Origin of the sequence: Actinoplanes sp. NPDC051470 (genome assembly GCF_040682035.1) — a bacterium.
In the GTDB taxonomy this organism is placed as follows: Bacteria; Actinomycetota; Actinomycetes; order Mycobacteriales; family Micromonosporaceae; genus Actinoplanes.
Genome location: NZ_JBFBAA010000006.1, coordinates 39,359 through 60,333, shown reverse-complemented (window position 1 = coordinate 60,333; position 20,975 = coordinate 39,359). Strand labels below are relative to the sequence as shown.

Here is a 20,975-nt window from a genome sequence, read left to right as displayed (position 1 = left end):
GCCTAGCTGAGCTTCTTCCAGGGGCCCCACGGTGAGCCGGGCGCCTGGTTACGCGTCCACCACTGGGCCTGGAACCGGTGGCCCTGGTAGGTGACGATGTCGCCGGTGGTGAAGACGCGCGACGGGGTCCACAGGATCGAGCCGTCGGCGGCCGTGGCGATCTGCTCCCACGGGCCGTACGGGTCGCCCGGCGGCTGGGCCAGCGTCCACCACAGCGCCCGCCAGACCTGGCCCTGGTAGGCCACCGTGTCACCGCTGTCGTAGATCTTCTTGGCCGACCACTCCGGCAGCGCCGGCAGGGTCAGGCCGACGATCTCCGGGTTGTGGTCCGACGCGGCGAACGGGTCGTCCGGGTTGAACAGCAGCGTGACGTTGTAGTTGTAGCGGCTGTAGTTGTACGCCACCGACTCCTGGGCGTTGATCGGCCAGATGTCGGCGCCGGTGACCATCTTCAGCGCCGCCGGGTTGGCCAGGACGTGGTCGAGCGAGCCGGCCTTCCCGTCGAACGAGTAGGTGTGCTCGGACGGGCTGAACCGGCTCCCGAGGTCGGTGTAGCCGAACCCGTAGAGCTCCTGCATCGGATCCTCGTGGGTGTACGCGTTCAGGTCACCCAGCAGGAAGATCCGGTCGGTGCCGAGGGCGGCCGCCCGCTGGGTGGCGAAGGCATGCGTCTCCCGCGCCTCACGGACCCGGGTCGCGTTGAACGAGCCCTGGTCGTACGCGGGCCGGGTGTCCTGCTCGTCGCCCGGGTAGAGCGCCGCGCCGGCGCCCTTCGACTTCCAGTGGTTGGCCACGACCAGGAACGCGTCGGCCTCGGTGGCGCCCTTCTTCTTGAAGCCCTGCGTCAGCGGCTCGCGGGCGATCGAGAACGGCTCGCCGGGGTCGGACGCGGTGGTCAGCACGCTCGGCGGGCCGACCAGCGAGACGTCGGCCCGCTTGTAGATGAAGGCGGTGCGGATCACGTCCTGCTGGGCCAGCGGCGGCAGGCCGTCGGCGGCCGGGGACGGCGCGTACGCCCAGGTGCCCGCGCCCGCCTTGGCGTTGAGCGCGTCGACCAGCCCGGCCAGGGCGGTGTCCCGCGCCTCGCCGAACCACACCGAGTTCTCGACCTCCTCCAACGAGACGATCGAGGCGCCGAGCCGGTTGATGCCGGTGACGATCTTGCCCTGCTGCCGCTGGAAGCTCTCCTCGGTGGCGGCGCCGCGCGGTCCCGAGCCGGTGCACTCGTCCACCCCGATCGGGGTGCCGGCCCGGTCATTGAAGTACTTGCAGGTGCCGAGGCCCTTGGCGACGTACTCCTGGCCGGTGGTCGGGAAGTAGTTCTCCACGTTGAACGTGGCCAGCTTGGCCCCCTTGAGCGTGGCCGGCTGCTGGTTGGCGGCCCGGGTGTCGGTGAACGTCGCGACCGCCGCGCCGTCGTCGGTGACCTGCTGCCGGGGCTGCAGGTTCCAGCCCCCGTTGCGGAAGTCGAGGATCAACGGCTGATGGAAGGACACCTTCGCTCCGGTACGCACGGAGCGCGCGGCCGTCAGCCAGGGCAGCGGCTTGCCGCTGTTGGCGGCCGAGCTGTAGTTCAGGCTCGACCCGTCGTCCAGGACGATCGCGCGGGCGGCGTTGTCGGCCGCGGCGGCCTGCGCCTCGGCACTGCCGGCCCGGCCCACGTCGGTCGGCTGGCGCAGCGGCTCGTCGCCCGCGGCCAGGGTGAACACGCCGAACCAGTTGGCGTCGAAGGTGTCGCTGACCGTGAAGTCGCCCCCCGGCGCGATCAGCTCGCCCTCGTGCGCCTCCTTCTCGGCCGCGGTGTCCAGCTCGGACCACGGCAGCGCGGCCGGTGTGACCGCCGGGAGCGGCGTGGCCAGCCGGGTGACGGTCGGGGCGCTGAGCTCGGTCAGGCCCTGGAACTCGGTGACCTTGGCCGCGACCCGGACGCTGTCGCCGACGGCCACCTGTGCGGCCGAGATCGAGCCGAAGACGAAGACCGCGTCGGAGGCGCCCGGTGTGGTGTCCGGACCGCCGGTCTGCAGGGAGAAACCATTGAAACCGCCGACCGGGTACGCCGCGGTGACGACGCCCTCGGTGATCACGTTCTGCCCGTTGAGCGGGGACGTGTCGGTGTCCGTGCCCTGGATCTCGGCGATCGTTCTCGCCGTGGGCTCGGGCTCGGGATCCGGGTCGGGCGGGACCGAGCCGGCGTTCTGTGGCGCCGGGGTGGCCACCGGGAAGTCGGCGGCGTTGTTGTCGGTGTCGGCGCCGGCGCCGGAGCGCTGGTAGCTCAGGATCACCGAGTTGCCGCTCGCGGCCGTGCCTTCCGGCGAGTTGCTCGTACCCCAGCCGATCTTGTCGATGACCGACGCGTCGGTCGGCAGCACGCCGGACGGGCCGTCGACGATGTAGAGGGTGCCACCGCCCGCGCCCGGGTTGACCGACGTGCCGGTGGTGAGGTCCGCGGTGGGCAGCGGGGCGCCGTTGGCGCCGTTGCTGGGCAGCTGGACCAGGAAGTGGCCGCGGGCCGGAACCGTGCCGGACAGCGCGAAGACCTGCGACCCGCTCGGCACGACCGTGCTGGTGGGGGCGCGGTACTGCAGTGAGTCGCCGCCCAGCGGGATCGGGTTCGTGGTGGGGTTGTAGAACTCGACGAACTTGTTGGTGAAGGTCGCGCCGGCCGAACCGCCGTTGACGTACGCCTCACTGATGACAAGGCCGGTGCCGCCCGGGTTCGCGGCGGCCGGGGTGGCGGACAGCAGACCGGCGGCACCGGCGAGAGACAGCGACAAGGCCGCGGCGGCTAATCGGGACACGAACCCTCCAGGGGTGGGAGCGAGCAGCTCAGGGCACGATAGGGCGTCCAGCGTGGATCCACGGCGGACGCGAGCTGAACGCTATCTGAAGGCGCCTCGCGTGGCTGTCGTCCTTCAGCCATCCGTCCTGGACGATGCGCCGATGGCATGCGACCGCAGAATGCCCTCGACGGCGGCGAGGAAGGTCTCGCCGACCTCCGCCTTGTCCGAGATGCAACCAGCGGTCATCGCGCCGTCCCGCAGCATGACGAACTGCCGCGCGGTGGGCTCGTCGCCGAACAGACCCGTGAGGACCCCCAGGAACCAGTCACGATGCTGGACGACGATCTGGTGCACGGATGGGCGGGGTCGGGGTACTCGGCCACCGCGTTGAGGAACGCGCAGCCGCGGAACCCCGGCCCGCTGATCTGACCGACGATGGAGGCGGCGATCGCCCGGACCGCGTCGACGGCGGGCAGATCGGCCGGTCGGCCCGTCGACGTGCCCGCGGATCTGCTGGTCTGGGGCGTCTGGGCGGTCGTGGCCGGCGTGATCCAGCTCGCCGTCGGGCTGAGCCGCCGCAGGCTCGGCGGCCAATGGGCGATGATCGTGAGTGGCGCGGGTTCGGTCCTCGCCGGTTCGGGCTTCGCCATCATGTCCGGGCAGAACGGGGCCGGCCTCACCAACCTCGCCGGGTACGCCGTGGTCGGCGGGGTGTTCTTCCTCATCTCCGCCCTGCGTCTCGGCCGGGCGGCCCGCACCGCGAAGGCAGTCTGACATGACAGAGAGCAACACCTATGACGTCGTGGTCATCGGCGCCGGCCCGGTCGGCGAGAACGTCGCCGACCGGGCGGTCAAGGGCGGCCTCACCGCCGTCATCGTCGAGAAGGAGCTGGTCGGCGGCGAATGCTCGTACTGGGCCTGCATGCCGACCAAGGCACTGCTGCGCAGCAACTCGGCTCTGCGCGCGGCCCGGGCGGTGGGCGGCGCGCGCGAGGCGGTGACCGGCCGGCTCGACGTGGCGGCCGTGCTGCGCCGGCGGGACGGGTTCGCGTCCGACTGGAAGGACGACGGGCAGGTCGAGTGGCTCGGCAGCGCCGGCATCGACCTGGTCCGCGGGCACGGGCGGCTCGCCGGGCCACGCCGGGTCGACGTCGGCGGCACCGTGCTCACCGCCCGGCACGCCGTGGTCGTCGCGACCGGCAGCGACGCGCTGCTGCCGGACATCCCGGGGCTGGCCGGCAGCGATCCGTGGACCAGCCGGGACGCCGCGTCGGCCAAGGAGGTGCCGGAGCGGCTGGCGATCATCGGCGGCGGGGTGGTCGCGACCGAGATGGCCACCGCGTACGCCTCGCTCGGGGCGCGGGTCACGCTGCTGGCCCGGAGCGGGCTGCTGGCCGGGAACGAACCCTTCGCCGGCGAGCTGGTGGCCAAGGCCCTGACCGAGGCCGGCGCCGACGTGCGGACGGGCACGAGCGCCACCGAGGTGCGCCGCGACGACGACGGTGTCGTGCACCTGACGATGCCGGGCGGCGAGGAGATCCTGGCCGACGAGGTTCTGGTGGCGGTCGGGCGTACGCCTCGCACCGATGATCTTGGTCTGGAGACCGTGGGGCTGAAGCCGGGTGCGTGGCTGGAGGCCGACGACACGATGCTGGTCCACGAGGACTGGCTGTACGCGGCGGGCGACGTCAACCACCGGGCGCTGCTCACCCACCAGGGCAAGTACCAGGCGCGGGCGTGCGGGGACGTGATCGCGGCCCGGGCCGGCGGCAAGCCCGTCGACGACCAGCCGTGGGGCAAGCATGTCGCGACCGCCGACCATCAGGCCGTACCCCAGGTGACCTTCACCGAGCCGGAGGTCGCCTCGGTCGGCCTGACCGCCGCGGCCGCCGAGAAGGCCGGCTACCGCACCCGCGTGGTCGACTACGAGATCGGCAACGTGGCCGGCGCGAGCCTGTACGCGGACGGCTACCTGGGCAAGGCGCGGATGGTGGTCGACGAGGAGCGCAAGGTGCTGCTCGGGGTGACCTTCGTCGGGCCGGACGTCGCCGAGCTGCTGCACTCGGCCACGATCGCCGTGGTCGGCGAGGTCCCGCTGGACCGCTTGTGGCACGCGGTTCCCTCCTACCCCACCGTCAGCGAGGTCTGGCTGCGCCTGCTCGAAACATACGGGAGGTAGGTGTTTTGTAACTCGCTGCGGGATCTCGGTCCGGCTGCCGATCTTTCCAGCAGACGGACCTGGATCGCGAGCCGACCAGGCATCCATTTATCCCGATCTGCGACACTTGACCAGTGGAACGCAGTGTGTCCGCTCCTCGCCTCACCGTCCGTCCTCGACCGGGCTTCTGGACCCACCGCCTGCGAATCTGGTTCGCGGTGGCCGCCTCGGTCGGCACCCTCGGGCTCGTCGTGCTCCTCGTCACCGGCAACGCGCTGCTCCCGTTCCGCGAGCCGGTCCTGTTGCGCGGCAAGAGCGGCTCCGCGGGCGACCTCTTCCTCGACCCGACGATGCAGCAGATCCTGCTGAAGCGGCACTTCCGGGTGGAGGTCACCCAGACTGGTTCCGGCGAAACCGCGACCGGCTCGTTCGACGGGTACAACTTTCTGTTCCCGTCCGGCCGACCCACGGCGTCCACCATCAGGAGCCGGCTCGCCGAGCGGAACATCTCGCCGAAGGTCACCCATCCGTTCGCCAGCCCGCTGGTGCTCGCGTCCTTCCGGCAGTACGCCGAGACCCTGGTCGCGGCCGGTGTCGCCCGGCCACAGGCCAACCGGCTCGGCGGCCCGCCGATGTATTACACCCTCGACACCGCGAAGTTCCTGGGCCTGACGGAGGCCGGGACGACCTGGGACGACCTCGACCTCGGAAGCCAGAAGGACGCGGACGGAGGGACCGTCACCAACGGGAACCGGGTGCTCGCCCACACCCCGAACATGTGCTTCGCCAACTCGGGTCAGACGTATCTCGCCCTGGCCGCATGGGTGATCGGCGGCCGCAACGAGCCGCCCAGGGAACAGGACGCGCTCCGGATCGCCGCCCGGATCAAGCCGATGCTCACCCTCGAAGGGCTGCAAGACGCCGACCTGTTCAACTCCTACCGATCGCCGGAGGGCAAGGGCAAGGCGCCGATCGTGGTGGTCTACGAACACCAGTACTTCGCCTACCAGTTGGACATCGTGCGGGACCGGGCCGTGCCGGACACTGACCGGGTCCCGCTCTATCCGGCCCAGCAGATGCTCGCCGACCCGGAGTTCATCCCGACCAACGCGAAGCTGGCCGCCGACCTGTACGGCTTCGTCGCGGAGGCGGAACGGGGCGTGAACCAGCAGGTCGCCACCAAGTACGTGGACAACGCCGACCCGGTCGCCGTCATCAAGATCGTGATGGACGTGCTGGAGGACAAGGGCGACGTCATCTACGTCGACCTGCTGGACGGCGTCGTCGAACCGGACCGCACCCTGCGCGAGCGGGTGTCGTCCCGGGGTGGCGGCTCGCTGCCGTTCGCCGAGCTCGCCCGGCCCGGCGCCTACGTCTCGGTCTGGGGCAGCTTCGACCTGTTCGAGCGGACCGGCGAGCACGTGCTCTTCGCGGCCTCCCCACCCGGGGGCGACAAGGCGGCGCGGGTTGTTTTCCGCTGCCCGATCGGCGAGATCAGCACCGAGGACATGCTCGCCGGCCCCTTCATGGCCCGGTGCCTGGGCCGCGTCCGGTCCTGGGACTCCACGGACCGGGAGCTGTCGATCCGCCCGGTCGCCGTCTTCAACTGACCGAGGCGGAATCTGTCGTACCCGTCCGGCATGATCCCGCCGTACACGGAGGACGGGGGTTTTCATGGCCGAGGTGATCGTGCGCGACGAGACGATGGCGGGCCGGGCCATCGACGAGTGGGTGCTGCCAGATCTGCCCGACCAGATCACCGCGCGCGAGCTGGTGCGTCTGCGGGTGCGCGAAGAGGTGGCGCGGTTCAACGCCACGCCGGCGGGGCACGACACGTTCCGGGGGCTGGTCCGACCGGCCGATCCCCGGCGGCCCAAGGTCGACTGGGAGAAGCAGGCCGACGCCGCGTGTGCCGGCTTCGGGCACAACGCGTTCGTGATGATCGCGGGCGACCGGCAGGTGGACGATCTCGACGAGGTCATCGACCTGGGCCGGGCCCACGCGGTGGCCTTCATCCGGCTGATGCCGCTGGTCGGTGGCTGATGGCCGAGGTCTTCCGCGAGTTCATCGGCAGCGGCGATCCCCGTCTGCTGGCGGCGCTGTCCCCGGCCGAGCGTCGCGACGCCGTTCTGCACGCACACGCCTACCTCACCGCCGAGGACAGCACGGCGCGGGCCTGGCTGTCGCCCGCGATGGCCGCGCTCCAGGAGATGCCGACGCCCTACTCCCGCAATGACCTCGAGTGGGCGCTCCAGGTCCTGCTCGACGACCTGCCGAGCCACACCGAGACGCCGTTCTGGGTGCCCGTGCTGATCGCCCTCTCGCTGGACCCGGCCGACCTGTCCGGCCTCGGCGACCGGCTGTCCGCGGCCCTGGCCGCGCTGCACACCGGCTGGGAGTTCTCGACCGAGGGGATGCGCCTGCTCACGCCCCTCTACGGCCGGGCCATCGCCCGCGTGAGTGGCATCCCGGGTGACCTGCTGATGGCCGTCAGCCAGGCGCGGCGGCCCTCGGCCGAGCTCGAGACGCTCCTCACCGACCCACAGGTCCACGAGGCGTTCTGGTTCGCCGCCGAACTGCCCAAGCTCGCACCGACCAAGGCGTGGCTGCGCGAGGCCGACGCCCGGCTGGCCGCGTCACCCCGGGTCAAGGAGGCCGTCGCGGCGATGCTCGGCGCCTACCGCGCCGGGGCCGGTGAGGTGTGGGACTACATCGACGGGTTGCTTCGCGGGCTGGTCTGGTTCCAGTCGCGGACGCCGGGGGAAGAGAGCACCAAGCTGATCAGCGACCTCGCGGTCGTGGCCGGGTCGCCGCAGCGCCGGGGTGGTGCCCGGGTGGTCGCTCCGAAGGCCGCGACGGCGGCGATCGAGGTGCTGGGCGACCGGCCGGGCGACGCGCCGGTGCGCGCCCTCGCGGTGCTGAGCCTGACCACGCGCAGCCGCACGCTGCTGCCCCGCGTGCAGGCCGCGCTGGAACGCATCGGCCGGGCGCGCGGCTGGGCGCCGGGTGAGGCGCTGGAACTGTCGGTCGACGACCACGGGCTCGACGCGTCCGGCCGGCGCACCTGGTCGCTGGGCGACGACGAGGCCGGCGTCGTCGAGATCATCGGCGGCAAGGCGCGGCTGCGGGCCTACCGGGGCGGTGAGGTGCTGCGGGCGGTGCCGCCGGCCTGGAAGGACGCGCTGGCCGAGGCCCGGGCCGCGGTCACCGACCTCAACAAGGCGCTGGGCGTGGAGCGCCGGCGGGTGGAAGACCTGCTGAGCCAGGAACGGGTCTGGGAGTGGGACACCTGGGTCGCCCGCTACCTCGACCATCCGGTGACCGGCGCCTTCGCGCGGCCGCTGATCTGGCAGGCGTCGGCCGACGGCACGAGCTGGGTCTCCGGCCTGCCCGTGCCGACCGGCGACGGGTGGACCCTGTCCGATCAGGACGCCGCGCCCGGTCCCGGCCGGCGGGTGCGGCTCTGGCACCCTGCGCTGGCCGGACCGGCCGAGGTCGCCCGGTGGCGCGACCGGATGGTCGAGGCCGGCCTGCGGCAGCCGATCAAGCAGGCGTTCCGCGAGGTCTATCTGCTGACCCCGGCCGAGGCCGAGACCCGGCTCTACTCCAACCGGTTCGCCGCCCACGTCCTGCACTACCGGCAGGCCAACGCTCTGATGCGCGAGCGCGGGTGGGCCGCCAACTATCTCGGCGGCTGGAGCGACGGCTACCACGGCGAGGCGAAGAAAGAGGTCGCGGCCGGCCAGTGGCAGGCCGTGTTCTACCACGACTGGGTCGACGGCAGCACCTGGGAGCAGGCGTTCTGTACCACCGATCAGGTGCGGTTCGAGCGGCGCGACGGGCGGGGCTGGGAAGCGGCGCCGCTGACCGAGGTGCCGCCGCTGGTCCTCAGCGAGGCGATGCGCGACGTCGACCTCTTCGTCGGCGTGACCTCGATCGCGGCCGACGACACCTGGCGTGACCGCGGCGAGGACCGGTTCCAGGCCTACTGGAGCGGCACGGCGTTCGGCGAGCTGACCCCGCGTGCCGAGATCCGCCGCGACGTGCTGGCGCGCCTGCTCCCCCGGCTCACCGTGGGCAAGCACTGCGAGCTGAGCGAACGGTTCCTGCGGGTGCGGGGCAAGCTCGGGGCGTACCGCATCCACCTGGGCTCCGGGAACATCCGGATGGAGCCCGACGACGCCTACCTCTGCATCGTCCCCAACCGCGCCCCGGCCGGCCGGTTCAGCCTGCCGTTCGACGACGACGTGGTGCTGTCGGTGATCCTCTCCAAGGCGATCATGCTGGCCGCCGACGACCGGATCACCGACGAGACGATCGTCAGCCAGATCCGCCGGGGCCGCCCCTGAACCAGGGGCTGGACCGCCGATGCGATATTGGTGCGATGATGCCGCGCCCGCCTCGCGTCTTCGAGGCCGATGACATTCTCTCCGGCCGCGTCGCGCTGGATCAGTACCCCTTCAACCTGATCTACCTGGTGATCGCGTTCTCATCGTTCTACGCCGACGTGAAGATCCACCCGAGCGACCTGCCCCGGGTCGACGTCCTGCTCTCGGCGGCCGAGATGCTCGAGGACCAGGGCTGGGAGATCGTCGCCGTCGACGCCGGCGGCAAGCTGGTCTGCCTGCGCCGCAAGCGCTGACCCGGCCGCGCTGACCCAGCTGACACCGGGGCAGCGCGGTCCGCCGATACGTCGTATTCTCCGTGTCTGTTGGACACGGGGGCGGGTGACAGATCGTGACATATTCGCTGAACGGGTACGGGTCGGCCACACAGGACGACGACGACCCGCTCGTCCGGTTGCGCCGGATCAGCGCCGAGCTCGACGCCGTAAGCCGGGCCGCCCGGGCGGCGAGCCGGCCCGACGCGCACTACGAGGGCAGCGACCCGACCGGCACGATCACGGTCGTGCTCGACGGCCGCCAACAGGTCCGCGACATCCGGATCGACATGCGGTGGGACCAGCGGCTGGCCCGCACCGAGCTGGGCGAGGCGCTGTCCTCGGCCTACTCGCAGGCGATCATCGAGCTCTTCGACGCCGACAGCGCCGCCTACGACGAGGCCGAGGCCGTGGCCCGCGCCGAGCCGGCCCGGGTGGAACCGCCGGCCCGCCGGCCCGCCGCCGACGACGTGGACATGGACGAGCTGCGCTACCGGCTGTCCCGCCAGCTCGAACAGAACGAGATGCTGCTGCGCTACGCCGACGACCCGCGGGCCACGCCCCGGCCGGCGGGCGAGCACGAGGTGGCCGGCCCGGGCGAGTTCGTGCTGATCACCGTGCGGAACGGACGGATCGCCGACATCCGAGTGATGGCCAGCCGGCTTCCGGCCGACAGCACCAACGGCATGATCGCCCGCGAGGCCATGGCCGCGTTCGACGCGGCCGCCGGCCTGATCGGCTGAGCGAGAACAGGGGAGATTTCGTGGCTGGGAACGACGAGGTCAAGATCGTCAGGGATGCCCTGCTCGACGAGGCCGAGAAGTGGCGCAAGCTGTCGCTGGACATGGCCGAGGTGAAGAACGGCATCAGCGACCTCGCGCTGTACGTGACCGCGTTCTTCTGCGGCCCGATCGCCACCGCGCAGATGGCCAAGAACGCCTACGACCCGACCCTGGCGCTGGTGCAGAAGCACGCGACCGAGGCCGAGCAGGAGTTCCTGCAGATCAACGAGGCCCTGAAGCGCGCACACGACGACTACGACGCCGTGGAGGGCAAGAACGCCACGGACCTGTCCAAGATCTACGGCAACTGACGGGAGGGACTCCGATGCCACCGCCCGACGGTTCCGGCCAGGTCAACGAGTCGGAAGCACAGCTCAAGAAGGCAACCCAGCAGGTCGGCGAGCAGAAGGGCAAGGTGCACGACGAGCTCAACCGGCTCATCGACGCGGTCAACGGCGCGATGAGCAGCCTGAGCGACTGGTCGTGGATCGGCGGCCTGGGCGGCATGTACGCCGCCCACAAGTACGCCGGCAAGGTGCACGACCTGATGGAGAAGATCAAGAAATCGGTCGAGGACATCCTCAAGGTCGTCCAGGAGATCCTGGACAAGGGCGTGCCGGTGATCTCCCTGATCAACAAGGCGTTCGCCTGGCTGAACACGGTGCAGGCGCCGGTCGGCGCGATGTCCGACACCGCGGCCCAGTTCACGTCCAACCTCAACAACTGGGACGGCCCGGCCCAGCGCGCGTACGCGCAGCGGGTGCCGATCCAGGTCAAGGCGATCGACGGGCTGGCCGGCGCGGGCGGTGAGCTGGCGACGTGGCTGTCCGACATGGCCGCGACCAACGCCGCGTACATCGTGTCGCTGTTCAAGCCGCTGTTCGACATGGCCGGCGTGATCGCCGCCGCGGTTGTCGACGCGGGGACGATCGCGGGCGCGCTGGAGGCCCTGGGCAAGTGCGGCGAGCTGGTGCAGACGGCGATCAACTCGATCTACGAGGGTCTGGAGAACGGCGTCAACCAGATGACCGCCACGATCAACAAGATGGTCGACGCCAAGAAGGTCCGCGGCGAGCTGGGCGACGGCTGGCCCCAGATGGTCACGCTGTGACGATGCCGCTCCGCCGCGGGTGGGCCGCCCTGGCGGCGGTCGCCACGGTCACGTCCGCGGCGCTCGCGCCCGCCTCACCGGCCCTGGCCGGACCCCGCGACCAGCAGTGGTACCTGGACGCGATGCACGTGCCCGCCGCCCAGCAGGTCGCCCGCGGCGACGGCGTGACGATCGGCCTGATCACCAACGCCATGCCCACCGAGCATCCGGACATCGCCGGCACCGTGCTGCCGGTCAAGCGGCTCAAGGTCGGTGTCAAGGACAGCGTCGTCGACGCGCCCAAGGACTATCCGCTGGCCGACGAGGTGGCGACCGCCCGCATCGGACTGATGGTGGCCAAGGGCGGCGACGGCCTGCTCGGCGTGGCGCCGGGCGCGAAGGTGCAGCCGATCATCTGCTCCGGGCTGGCCGACTCGACCGCGACCTGCCTGCGCTGGCTGGTCGACCAGGGCGCCAAGGTGATCAACCTGTCGCAGGCGATCTTCACCGACTTCGACCCCGACTTCGACGGCTTCCGGTACGCCCTGTCCAAGAACGTCGTGGTGGTCGTGCCCCTGGAGTACGGCAAGGACCTGCCGCAGGAGCTGCGTACCGGCATCCTCCTGGTCGGCGGCACCAACAAGGATCATCAACCGGCCGGGTACGGCCCGCCGGACAGCCGCGTCACCGTGCGCGCCCCCGGCGGCGACGTCGTCTACAGCAAACCGGCCGACCAGATCATCACCATCGACCCGAAATCCACCAGCGGGTACGGCCACCCGATCATCCTCAACGGCGACAGCTCGGCCACCGCCCTGGTCGCCGGCGTGGTCGCCCTGGTCCAGTCCAAGGACCCGGCCGCCACCGCCCCGACGGTGATCGACCGCGTCCTGAAGGGCGCCACCGACCTGGGCGACCCGGGCCGCGACAACGTCTACGGCTACGGCGAGGTCGACGCCGAGAAGGCGGTCACCGCGACCACTCCCCCGGCCGCCGTGAACCCGCTCGGCGACCCGGGCGAGCCGCGGTCGACCTGGCTCAGCTGGTGGCTGATCGCCCTGGTCGGCGTGATCGTCCTGATCCTGGCGGCCGTCCTGCTGGCCATCGTGATGATCCGCACCCGCCGGCGCCGCTCAGTTCCGGCCTGACTTCTTCGCCGCCGGCCCGTGTCCGGCGGCGAGGAAGGCAGCGAACGCGGTCCGCTTCCCGGCGGTCGTCCCGGTCAGACCTGATGGCCCTTGACCCGGCGGGCCAGCGGCTCGCGGCCGGCCGGCTGGTGGACCGGCTCGACCTCGGGACGGGGCGGGATCGGGTGGGCCGTGGAGCCGTCCTTGGGGACGGTGATCAGCTCGCCGTGATGGCGTAGCTCCAGCTCCTCGCCCTCGACCAGCCGGTAGGTCGCCTCGCGGGGCGCGATCGTCACCTGCAGGCGGCGGCCGCGCCAGCGGAGCCGGAACGCGATCCTGGTCAGCGCCTCGGGCAGCCGCGGCGCGAGGGCCAGCCCGGTGGACAGGTGGCGCAGCCCGCCGAACCCGCCGACCACCCCGCTCCAGGCACCGGCCAGCGCGGCGATGTGCAGGCCGTGCTCAGTGTTGCCGGCCAGGTCGCCCAGGTCGAGCAGGGCGGTCTCGCAGAGATAGTCGTACGCCAGCTCCAGATGTCCGGTCTCGGCCGCGAGCACCGCCTGCGTGGCGGCCGACAGCGACGAGTCCCGCACCGTGATCCGCTCGTAGTAGGCGAAGTTGCGGGCCTTCTGCTCGGCCGTGAACGCCTCGGGGCAGAGCTGCATCGCCAGCACCAGGTCGGCCTGCTTGACCACCTGCTTGCGGTAGATGTCGAAGTACGGGAAGTGCAGCATCAGCGGGTACTTGTCGGCCGCGGTGCCGGCGAAGTCCCACGGCGCGTGGCTGGTGAAACCCTCGGACTGCGCGTGTACGCCGAGCTTCAGGTCGAACGGGATCACCATCTCGTCGGCCGCGTCCCGCCAGTCGGCCAGCTCCTCCTGGTCGACGCCGAGCTCCTCGGCCTGGCCGGGGTGCCGGTCGGCGGCCGCGACGGCGCCGCGCAGGTTCCGCTGGGCCAGCAGGTTGGTGTAGAGGTTGTTGTCGGCGACCGCGCTGTACTCGTCGGGGCCGGTCACGCCGTCGATGCGGAACGAGCCGCCGGGGCCGTGCTGGCCGACCGACATCCACAGCCGGGCCGTCTCGACCAGCAGCTCCAGCCCGACCTCACGCTCGAAGTCGTCGTCGCCGGTGGCCTGGATGTGCCGGATCACCGCGTCGGCGATGTCGGCGTTGATGTGGAACGCGGCCGTGCCGGCCGGCCAGTAGCCGGAACACTCCTGGCCGCGGACCGTACGCCAGGGGAACGCCGCGCCCTTCAGGCCGAGCTGTTCCGCGCGTTCCCGGGCCAGCGGGAGGATGCTCTGCCGCCAGCGCAGCGCGTCGGCCGCGGCGTCCGGGACGGTGTGGCTGAGCATCGGCAGCACGAAGGTCTCGGTGTCCCAGAACGTGTGCCCGTCGTACCCGGGCCCGCTGAGGCCCTTGGCCGCGATCGCGCGCCGTTCCGCCCGGGCGCCGGCCTGGAGCACCTCGAACAGCGCGAACCGGACCGCCTGCTGGAGCTGCGCGTCGCCGTCGATCTCGACGTCGGCGCTGGCCCAGTAGTCGGCCAGGAACCGGCGCTGCTCGTCGAGCAGGCCCTGGAAGCCGTGGTAACGCGCGACCGAGCGGGCGGCCCGGACCTGGTCGTTCAGGGCGGGCATGGAGCGCTGCGAGGACCAGCCGTACGCCAGGTGCTTGACGATGCGCAGCTGCTGGCCGGGCTGGATGCGGCAGATGATCGTGGTCCGGCCGATGTCCTCGTGGGCCGACGAGTGCACCTGGACGCCGTCCGGCCCGTCGATGTCGTGCGCCATCGTGGCCGCCATCCGCAGCCCGGACTGCTCGACGCGGTGCAGCAGCGTGACACCGGAGTCGTCGAGGAAGTGCCCCTCGGGGCGCAGCGGGTTGGCCAGCGCCGCCTCGACGCGCGGGTCGTCGCCGCCGCCCGGCAGGTCCTCGTTGGCCACCAGCTCGGACTGCACCACGACCAGGATCGGCTGGTCGACCGCGCTGACCGTGTACCGGATCGCGGCGACCGCCCGTTGTGCCAGGGAGACCAGACGTTCGCTGCGTACGCGGACCGCCTTGCCGGCCGGCGAGACCCACTCGAACTCCCGGGTCAGCGTGCCGCCCCGGAAGTCGAGCACGCGCTCGTGGTGGCGCAGTTCGCCGTACCGGATGTCCAGCGGCTCGTCGTCGACCATCAGCCGGAAGACCTTGCCGTTGGTGACGTTGAGGATGGCCTGACCGGATTCCGGGTAGCCGTAGCCGCCCTCGGCGTAGGGCAGCGGCCGGTGCTCGAAGAACGAGTTCAGGTACGTGCCGGGCAGGCCGTGCGGCTCACCCTCGTCGAGGTTGCCGCGCAGGCCGATGTGACCGTTCGCCAGCGCGAAGACCGACTCCGCGTGACCCAGGTTGTCGAGGTCGAGGCCGGTTTCCCGGATCGCCCACGGTTCGATACCGAAGTTTCGCTGTTCCAGCACCCACCAAGACTCACCCAACCCGATGAATTCCGCATGGCCGGGGTGTCAACGCCGGTTCAGCACGCAGTCGCCGCAGGTGCCGCCGCCCGGGATGCGGTAGTACAGGCAGCAGTTGTTGCGTACCAAAAACCTCTGGGGCCGGATCAGCTCGGCGTGCCCCTCGAGCGGCGGCGCGGCGAGCTGTTCGTCGAGCAGGGCGTAGGCACGGTCGGCGTGGGCGGGCGCGTGGGTGGCGATCATCTTCGCGGCGCCGCCCAGCGCGGACGCGACGTTGCCCCACAGCACCCGGGTCGACAGCGCGAACCGGAGGCGGTAGACCTCGAGGATCGGCGCGACCAGGTCGGTGGTCAGGGTCGCGGTCACGGCCGGTTCGGCGTACGCGAACGGGATCGGCCCACCCTCGACCGGCCGCCACCAGAGCCGGGCGGTGACCGGGCGACCCGTGAGGGCGGCGGCGGCCAGGGGCGGCGAGAGCAGGCGGGACGCCAGCCCGAGGAAGGTGATCGACGCGGTTTCGCGCTCCCCGATCTGGTCCCGGCCCAGCCCCGACATCCGCATCAACGTCTGCCGGCCGGCCTCGACCCGCCCGGCGACCACGTCCGGGTCGTGCAGATCGTCGAGCGGTCGCCAGGCCGGGTCGCCGTCCCAGCGTTCCCAGCGGAAATAGGGTCCGAGCGCCGCGGCGGCGTCGAGGGCGGCGGACATGCCCCAACCCTACGATGTGGCGCGCCCGTCACTGTCCGCAGTCGTCCGGGCATGCCGTTCGGCAACGATCTGACCCGGCATCTGAACCTGGGGTACCTGCCATGCGTTGGAAACGGCATGACGAGCGAGACCGGCGAGACAGGGCTCGACTCGTTACTTTCCGTAGCGGCGGGCTTCATGGCGGCGCGGACCTTGCTGGCCGCGGTCGAGCTGGGGGTCTTCACCGTGCTCGGGGACGGTGCGCGCAGCGGGGCGCGGATCGCCGCCGAGGCCGGGCTGCACGCGCGGGCCACGCCGGACTTCCTGGACGCGCTGGTGGCGCTGAAGCTGCTGGTCCGGGACGGGGACGCGTACCGGAACAGCGCGGACGCCGACCTCTACCTGGACCGGGGGAAGCCGACCTACGCGGGCGGGGTGCTCGAGCGGATGGGCGGCCACGACTATCCGATGTGGGGGTCGCTGACCGGGGCGCTGCGCAGCGGGGAACCGCAGGTCGCGACGCCGGTCGCGTCGTCGCCGGCCTCGTCGCCGGCCGGGGCGGGCCGCGACTATCAGGACGGCCGGGCGTGGGCGCTCGCCCCGGTCGTCGAGGAGCTGATCGCGCGGGTCGACTGGAGTGGCGTCGAGACGGTGGTCGAGGTGGGCGGGGCCGGGCTGCTGACCGTACGGCTGGCCCAGGCGTACCCGGGGATCAGCGGCGGGGTCGTGCACGCGACGCCGGAGTACGCCGAGAACGTCGAGCGGCTCTTCCTTACCGACCAGTTGGTAACTTACGACGACCTGCCGCCGGCCGACGTGTACGTGCTGAGCGAGGTGCTGGCCCGGCTCGACCCCGCGGCCCGCGACGCCCTGCTGGCCCGCACCCACGGGTCCTTGCCGCCCGGCGGGATGCTGGTCGTGCAGGACCGGATGGTCGACGACGGCCGCCGCCGGAACACCGCGGCGCTGCTCTCCTCGCTCGGCCTGCTGCTGGAGACCCCGGCCGGGCGGCAGAGCACCACGGCCGAGGCCGGGGCCTGGCTGGCCGCGGCCGGCTTCCGGGACGTCGCCACCGAGGAGCTCGGGCACGGCTGGTCGGCGGTGGTGGGACGCCGATGAGCAGCGAACCCACCTTCGCCCTGCTCGGGCCGCTCCGGGCCTGGCGGGACGGCGCCGAGGTCGACCTGGGCGCGCGCCAGCAGCGGCTGATGCTGGCCCTGCTGCTCGCCCACCCGACCGGCCCGGTCGGCGTGCACGACTTCGTCGAGCTGCTCTGGGGTGACGACGCGCCGACCAGCGCCGTGAACAGCGTCCACCGCTACATCGGCGTGCTGCGCCGGGTGCTCGAACCGGACCTGCCGACCCGCTCGGAGGGCCGGTGGCTGGTCCGGTCCCGCTCCGGCTACCGGCTGACCGTGGCGCCGGGCGCCTCCGACCTGCTGGCCTTCCGCGGGCACGCCGCCGACGCCCGGGACGCCGCCCGGCGGGGCGACCACCCGGCCGCCGCCCGGCACTTCGCCGACGCGTTGCGGCTGGTCCACGGGCCGTGCGCGGCCGGCGAGCTGAGCGGCGGACGACGGCCGACGGCGTTCGCCGCGATCGATCACGAGGTGGCCGGCACGGCGCGGGCCGCCGCCGAGGCCGCGCTGCGGGCCGGGCAGGGCGGCGCGATGCTCACCGCGTTGCGGCCGATCGCCGACCTCCATCCCCTCGACGAGGCGCTCCAGGCCCAGCTGATGCTCACCCTGGCGGCGGACGGCCGGCAGAGCGAGGCGTTCGCGCTGTACGAGGAGAAGCGCGAGACCCTGGCCGACGAGCTGGGCGTCGACCCCGGTCCGGAGCTGCAGGCGGCGTACCTCTCGGTGTTGAAGCCGCAGGCCGTGACGACCACGACCGTGCGCCCGGCCCAGCTCCCACCCGACCTGGGCCTGTTCACCGGGCGGGCGCACGAGCTGGACGCCGCCCGCGAGGCGTTGACGGCCGGCGTGCTCGCCATCGACGGGATGCCCGGCGTCGGCAAGACCACGTTCGCCATCCACCTCGCCCACCTGCTCGCCCCGCGCTTCCCGGACGGCCAGCTGCACATCGACCTGAACGGCTTCGACGTGGCCGCCGCCCCGATCGGCACCGGCGAGGCGATCCGCGGGTTCCTCAACGCGCTCGGCGTGCGGGACGACGCGGTGCCGTCCGGGATCGGGCCGCAGACCGGCCTGTTCCGCAGCCTGCTGGCCGGGCGGCGGGTGCTGATCGTGCTGGACAACGCCTACGACGCCGACCAGGTGCGCCCGCTGCTGCCGGGCACCGCGGGCTGTGCCGTCATCGTGACCAGCCGGCGGCGGCTGACCGGGCTGGCCACGACCGGTGGCGCCCGGCTGCTGACGCTGGGCGTGCCCACGGCCGAGGAGGCCGGCGAGTTCCTGGCCCGGCGGCTGGGGGCCGAGCGGGCGGCCGAGGACCGGTCGGCGATGGACGAGATCGTGGCGGCCTGCGCCCGGCTGCCGCTGGCTCTGGCCGTGGTCGCCGCCCGGGCCGCGGCCGAACCGCGCTTCCCGCTGCGGGCGATCGCCGACGAGTTGCGCGACGCCGACACCGACCTGGGCGTGTTCGCCGACGGCGGGGTGGATGTCCGGGCGGCGTTCTCCTGGTCGTACCGGGTGCTCGGCGATCCGGCGGCCGCGTTGTTCCGGCTGCTCGCGATGCACATCGGCCCGGACATCTCGTTGTCCGCGGCGGCCAGCCTGGCCGGGTTGCCCCGGCGCGAGGTCCGGGGGCTGCTCGCCGATCTCACCCAGGCGCATCTGGTCGTCGAGCACCAGCCCCGCCGCTACCGTTTTCACGATCTGGTCCGCGCGTACGCCACGGAGCAGCTCACCGATGACGAACGGGCCGACCGGCAGGCCGCCTTCGCGCGCCTGCTCGCCCACTACCACCATTCGGCGTACCGGATCCACCTCCTGCTCGCCCCGCACCGCGAGCCGATCCCACCGGGCGAGCCCCCACCCGGCGTCGTGCCCGAGGTGGCCGAGGACCGGACCGCGGCGCTGGCCTGGTTCGGGGCCGAGCACGCGGTGCTGAGCGCGGCGGTGCGGCGGGCCACCGACGAGGAGGCGGACACGTCGGCCTGGCAGCTCGCGCTGAACCTGGAGCCGTTCTACCGCAGCCGCGGGCTCTGGCACGACTGGGCCGGCACGATGCGGACGGCCCTGCGCGCGGCGCAGTCCAGCCCGATCCTGACCGGACAGGGTCACGCTCACCGCAGCCTGGCCGCCGCCTACCACCACCTCGGGCACCTGGACCGCGCCCGGGTCCACCTGGAGAACGCCCGGCGCATCTTCACGCTGCTGGAGAATGCCGGCGAGGTCGCCTCGGTGCACTGCGGCCTGGCCTCGATCCTGCGCGACGCCGGCGATTTCAGCCTGGCCGTCGACGAGGAGCGGCAGGCGCTGCGGATGCACGTCCGCACCGGCCACCGCCGCGGCCAGGCCGACGCCCTGCACGGCCTGGCCACCTGCGCCGGCCGGCTGGGGCAGCGGGCCACCGCGGTCCGGCTCTTCGGCGATTCCCTGGCGATCGGCCAGGCCTGCGGCGACCCGGTCATCCAGGCCGACTGCTGGCGGGGCCTGGGCGACCTGTACCACCGGGCGGGCGAGAACGGCCGGGCCGCCGGATGCCTGACCCGGGCCGCCGACCTCTACCGCACCGCCGACAACGACGCCGGCGCCGCGGCCGCGCTGCTCTCGCTGGGCCACGCCCGGCTCGACGAGGGCCGGGCCGAGCAGGCCCGGGACGCCTGGACCGAGAGCCTGCGCATCCACGAGGAGACCCGGTCGGCCACCGCCGCCGAGCTGCGCGAGCGGCTCCGGCGGCTTCCACCGGTCCTCCACGAATTCGGCACTCGTGATGGTTAGCCTCGGGTCGCCGGACCGCCAGGGAGTTGCCGTGACACCACCAGATCGTCCGCTCGGGATGATGGAGCAAGCCCTGAGAGCGCTTGCTCGGCGGGCCCAGCCGCTGCACTTCGCCCTGGCCGCGGTGGTGTCCGGCGCGCCCGGCGAGGCCGGCTGGGGTGCCGCGCTGGCCCAGGTGCAGCGGCGCCACCCGCTGCTGCGCGCCGCCGTGGTGCCCGGTCCGGACGGGCCGTGTTTCGCCGGTCGGCCCGGCACGCCGATCCCGCTCCAGGTCACCGAGGCCGCCGACTGGACCGACTCGTTGGTGACCGAGATGACCGAGCCGTTCCCGGCCGGCCCGGCGCCGCTGCTGCGGGCCCGGCTGCTGCCCGGCCCCCGCCGCACCACGATCATCCTGACCGGGCACACCGCCATCGACGGGCTGTCGCTGGCCGTCGTGCTGCGGGACCTGCTGCGGACGCTGGCCGGCCGGGACCTGTCGGGCGGCACCCGGGCCCTGCCGATGGAGCACTACCTGCTCAACGGCGCGCGGGTCGAGGTGGGGCCGCACCCGTACCCGGTCGGCGCCCCACCGCAGATGATCGACGCCGCGCTGCCGCCGCGGGTCGACCGGATCGCGTTCGGGCGCGAGCTGACCGAGCTGGTCTGCGACCGCGCCCACCAGGAGGGCGTCACCGTGCACACCGTGCTGGCCGCCGCCCTGGCCGCGGCCATGCACCGGCTAGGGCCCGGCGCCGACGGTCGCGACCTGCGGTTCGGCAGCCAGGTGAACCTGCGCCGGACGCTGCCGGAGATCGGCGACAGCGTGGGCTTCTACTCGATCCCGGTGGTCAGGCCGAGCCCGCGGCGTGACGGCGGGCTGTGGGCGTCGGCCCGGCGGTTCAAGGACGACCTGGACATCTTCCGGCAGCCGGGGCGGATCGCCGAGGCGATGGCCCGGCTGGGCGAGATCAGGCGGGCGCTGCCGGACGGCGAGGATCCGGCCGGCTGGGCGCGGGCCATCTCGCAGACCCTGTCGTACGACATCCTGCTGACCAACCTGGGCGCGCTGCCGATCCCGCTGCGCTACGGACCACTGCGGCTGGAGGAGCTCTGGGGGCCGGCCGGGCTGGTCGGTTTCGCCGACGAGCACGTCGTCGGGGCGAGCACGGTCGGCGGCGACCTGACCATGCTCTACACCAGCCGGGACCCGGTGCCCGGGCTGCTGAGCACGGCCCGGGAGATCATCGGGAAAGGCATGTGAGGTGCCCGCCACCCAGCCCCCCAGCGGGTGGCGGGCACCCTGTGCCCGTTCCACCTCCGCCGCCCGGCGAAGCGCCCCGGACGC

17 protein-coding genes are annotated in these 20,975 nt (G+C 72.5%); 13 read left to right on the top strand and 4 right to left on the bottom strand.

The window, feature by feature from the left end:
• Positions 1 to 2: 2 nt before the first annotated feature.
• Positions 3 to 2,798, bottom strand: a complete 2,796-nt coding sequence (locus AB0M54_RS13200; RefSeq protein ID WP_364470900.1) for an ExeM/NucH family extracellular endonuclease — start codon at positions 2,796 to 2,798, stop codon at positions 3 to 5.
• Between the two features lie 114 nt (positions 2,799 to 2,912).
• Positions 2,913 to 3,134: a hypothetical protein gene (locus AB0M54_RS13195; RefSeq protein ID WP_364470898.1), complete on the bottom strand. Its 222-nt coding sequence runs from the start codon at positions 3,132 to 3,134 to the stop codon at positions 2,913 to 2,915.
• 81 nt (positions 3,135 to 3,215) lie between these two features.
• Here AB0M54_RS13195 and AB0M54_RS13190 point away from each other — a divergent pair, with 81 nt between their 5' ends.
• From AB0M54_RS13190 to AB0M54_RS13145, 10 genes are all read left to right on the top strand, one after another.
• Positions 3,216 to 3,554 (top strand): hypothetical protein, encoded by a 339-nt coding sequence (locus AB0M54_RS13190; RefSeq protein ID WP_364470896.1) that lies wholly within the window; start codon positions 3,216 to 3,218, stop codon positions 3,552 to 3,554.
• Between the two features lies 1 nt (position 3,555).
• Positions 3,556 to 4,959 carry an NAD(P)/FAD-dependent oxidoreductase gene (locus AB0M54_RS13185; RefSeq protein ID WP_364470894.1) on the top strand — a complete coding sequence of 468 codons (1,404 nt, stop codon included), beginning with the start codon at positions 3,556 to 3,558 and terminating at the stop codon, positions 4,957 to 4,959.
• Positions 4,960 to 5,072: 113 nt separating this feature from the next.
• Entirely contained in the window at positions 5,073 to 6,548 is a 1,476-nt protein-coding gene (locus tag AB0M54_RS13180; protein WP_364470892.1) for a hypothetical protein, read from the top strand.
• Positions 6,549 to 6,612: 64 nt separating this feature from the next.
• The gene (locus tag AB0M54_RS13175; protein ID WP_364317571.1) at positions 6,613 to 6,981 is read left to right on the top strand and encodes a hypothetical protein; all 369 of its coding nucleotides are present in this window, start codon (positions 6,613 to 6,615) and stop codon (positions 6,979 to 6,981) included.
• Positions 6,981 to 9,287, top strand: a complete 2,307-nt coding sequence (locus tag AB0M54_RS13170; RefSeq protein ID WP_364470890.1) for a DUF4132 domain-containing protein — start codon at positions 6,981 to 6,983, stop codon at positions 9,285 to 9,287. The genes AB0M54_RS13175 and AB0M54_RS13170 overlap by 1 nt, the downstream gene beginning before the upstream one ends.
• A gap of 38 nt (positions 9,288 to 9,325) precedes the next feature.
• Entirely contained in the window at positions 9,326 to 9,580 is a 255-nt protein-coding gene (locus tag AB0M54_RS13165; protein ID WP_364470888.1) for a hypothetical protein, read from the top strand.
• Positions 9,581 to 9,675: 95 nt separating this feature from the next.
• A complete protein-coding gene (locus AB0M54_RS13160; RefSeq protein ID WP_364317576.1) occupies positions 9,676 to 10,341 on the top strand; it encodes a YbaB/EbfC family nucleoid-associated protein in 666 nt (221 codons plus the stop codon).
• A 20-nt stretch (positions 10,342 to 10,361) separates the two neighbouring features.
• Positions 10,362 to 10,691, top strand: a complete 330-nt coding sequence (locus AB0M54_RS13155) for a hypothetical protein (protein ID WP_364317578.1) — start codon at positions 10,362 to 10,364, stop codon at positions 10,689 to 10,691.
• 14 nt (positions 10,692 to 10,705) lie between these two features.
• Positions 10,706 to 11,491 (top strand): hypothetical protein, encoded by a 786-nt coding sequence (locus AB0M54_RS13150; RefSeq protein WP_364470886.1) that lies wholly within the window; start codon positions 10,706 to 10,708, stop codon positions 11,489 to 11,491.
• A gap of 2 nt (positions 11,492 to 11,493) precedes the next feature.
• Positions 11,494 to 12,618: a S8 family serine peptidase gene (locus AB0M54_RS13145; RefSeq protein WP_364317582.1), complete on the top strand. Its 1,125-nt coding sequence runs from the start codon at positions 11,494 to 11,496 to the stop codon at positions 12,616 to 12,618.
• A 74-nt stretch (positions 12,619 to 12,692) separates the two neighbouring features.
• On the opposite strand, the gene AB0M54_RS13140 is transcribed toward AB0M54_RS13145, so the two are convergent.
• Together AB0M54_RS13140 and AB0M54_RS13135 are read right to left on the bottom strand one after the other, a co-directional pair.
• Positions 12,693 to 15,056: a glycosyl hydrolase family 65 protein gene (locus tag AB0M54_RS13140; RefSeq protein ID WP_364470884.1), complete on the bottom strand. Its 2,364-nt coding sequence runs from the start codon at positions 15,054 to 15,056 to the stop codon at positions 12,693 to 12,695.
• A gap of 45 nt (positions 15,057 to 15,101) precedes the next feature.
• Positions 15,102 to 15,761, bottom strand: coding sequence for a (2Fe-2S)-binding protein (locus AB0M54_RS13135; RefSeq protein ID WP_364317585.1), 660 nt, complete (start codon positions 15,759 to 15,761; stop codon positions 15,102 to 15,104).
• 117 nt (positions 15,762 to 15,878) lie between these two features.
• Here AB0M54_RS13135 and AB0M54_RS13130 point away from each other — a divergent pair, with 117 nt between their 5' ends.
• The 3 genes from AB0M54_RS13130 to AB0M54_RS13120 are packed head-to-tail and all read left to right on the top strand — an operon-like array spanning position 15,879 to position 20,891.
• On the top strand, positions 15,879 to 16,859 hold the full coding sequence (locus AB0M54_RS13130) for a methyltransferase dimerization domain-containing protein (RefSeq protein ID WP_364470882.1): 981 nt from the start codon (positions 15,879 to 15,881) through the stop codon (positions 16,857 to 16,859).
• Entirely contained in the window at positions 16,856 to 19,648 is a 2,793-nt protein-coding gene (locus tag AB0M54_RS13125; RefSeq protein WP_364470880.1) for a BTAD domain-containing putative transcriptional regulator, read from the top strand. Before AB0M54_RS13130 ends, AB0M54_RS13125 begins: the two co-directional genes overlap by 4 nt.
• 31 nt (positions 19,649 to 19,679) lie before the next feature.
• The gene (locus tag AB0M54_RS13120; protein WP_364470878.1) at positions 19,680 to 20,891 is read left to right on the top strand and encodes a hypothetical protein; all 1,212 of its coding nucleotides are present in this window, start codon (positions 19,680 to 19,682) and stop codon (positions 20,889 to 20,891) included.
• The last annotated feature ends 84 nt before the right edge of the window (positions 20,892 to 20,975 follow it).

Coding starts and splice junctions, on each gene's coding strand:
- AB0M54_RS13135 (WP_364317585.1), bottom strand. CDS start 15,761: ATGTCCGCCGCCCTCGACGCCGCCGCGGCGCTCGGACCCTATTTCCGC.
- AB0M54_RS13130 (WP_364470882.1), top strand. CDS start 15,879: ATGACGAGCGAGACCGGCGAGACAGGGCTCGACTCGTTACTTTCCGTA.
- AB0M54_RS13185 (WP_364470894.1), top strand. CDS start 3,556: ATGACAGAGAGCAACACCTATGACGTCGTGGTCATCGGCGCCGGCCCG.
- AB0M54_RS13190 (WP_364470896.1), top strand. CDS start 3,216: ATGGAGGCGGCGATCGCCCGGACCGCGTCGACGGCGGGCAGATCGGCC.
- AB0M54_RS13165 (WP_364470888.1), top strand. CDS start 9,326: ATGCCGCGCCCGCCTCGCGTCTTCGAGGCCGATGACATTCTCTCCGGC.
- AB0M54_RS13150 (WP_364470886.1), top strand. CDS start 10,706: ATGCCACCGCCCGACGGTTCCGGCCAGGTCAACGAGTCGGAAGCACAG.
- AB0M54_RS13170 (WP_364470890.1), top strand. CDS start 6,981: ATGGCCGAGGTCTTCCGCGAGTTCATCGGCAGCGGCGATCCCCGTCTG.
- AB0M54_RS13125 (WP_364470880.1), top strand. CDS start 16,856: ATGAGCAGCGAACCCACCTTCGCCCTGCTCGGGCCGCTCCGGGCCTGG.
- AB0M54_RS13175 (WP_364317571.1), top strand. CDS start 6,613: ATGGCCGAGGTGATCGTGCGCGACGAGACGATGGCGGGCCGGGCCATC.
- AB0M54_RS13145 (WP_364317582.1), top strand. CDS start 11,494: ATGCCGCTCCGCCGCGGGTGGGCCGCCCTGGCGGCGGTCGCCACGGTC.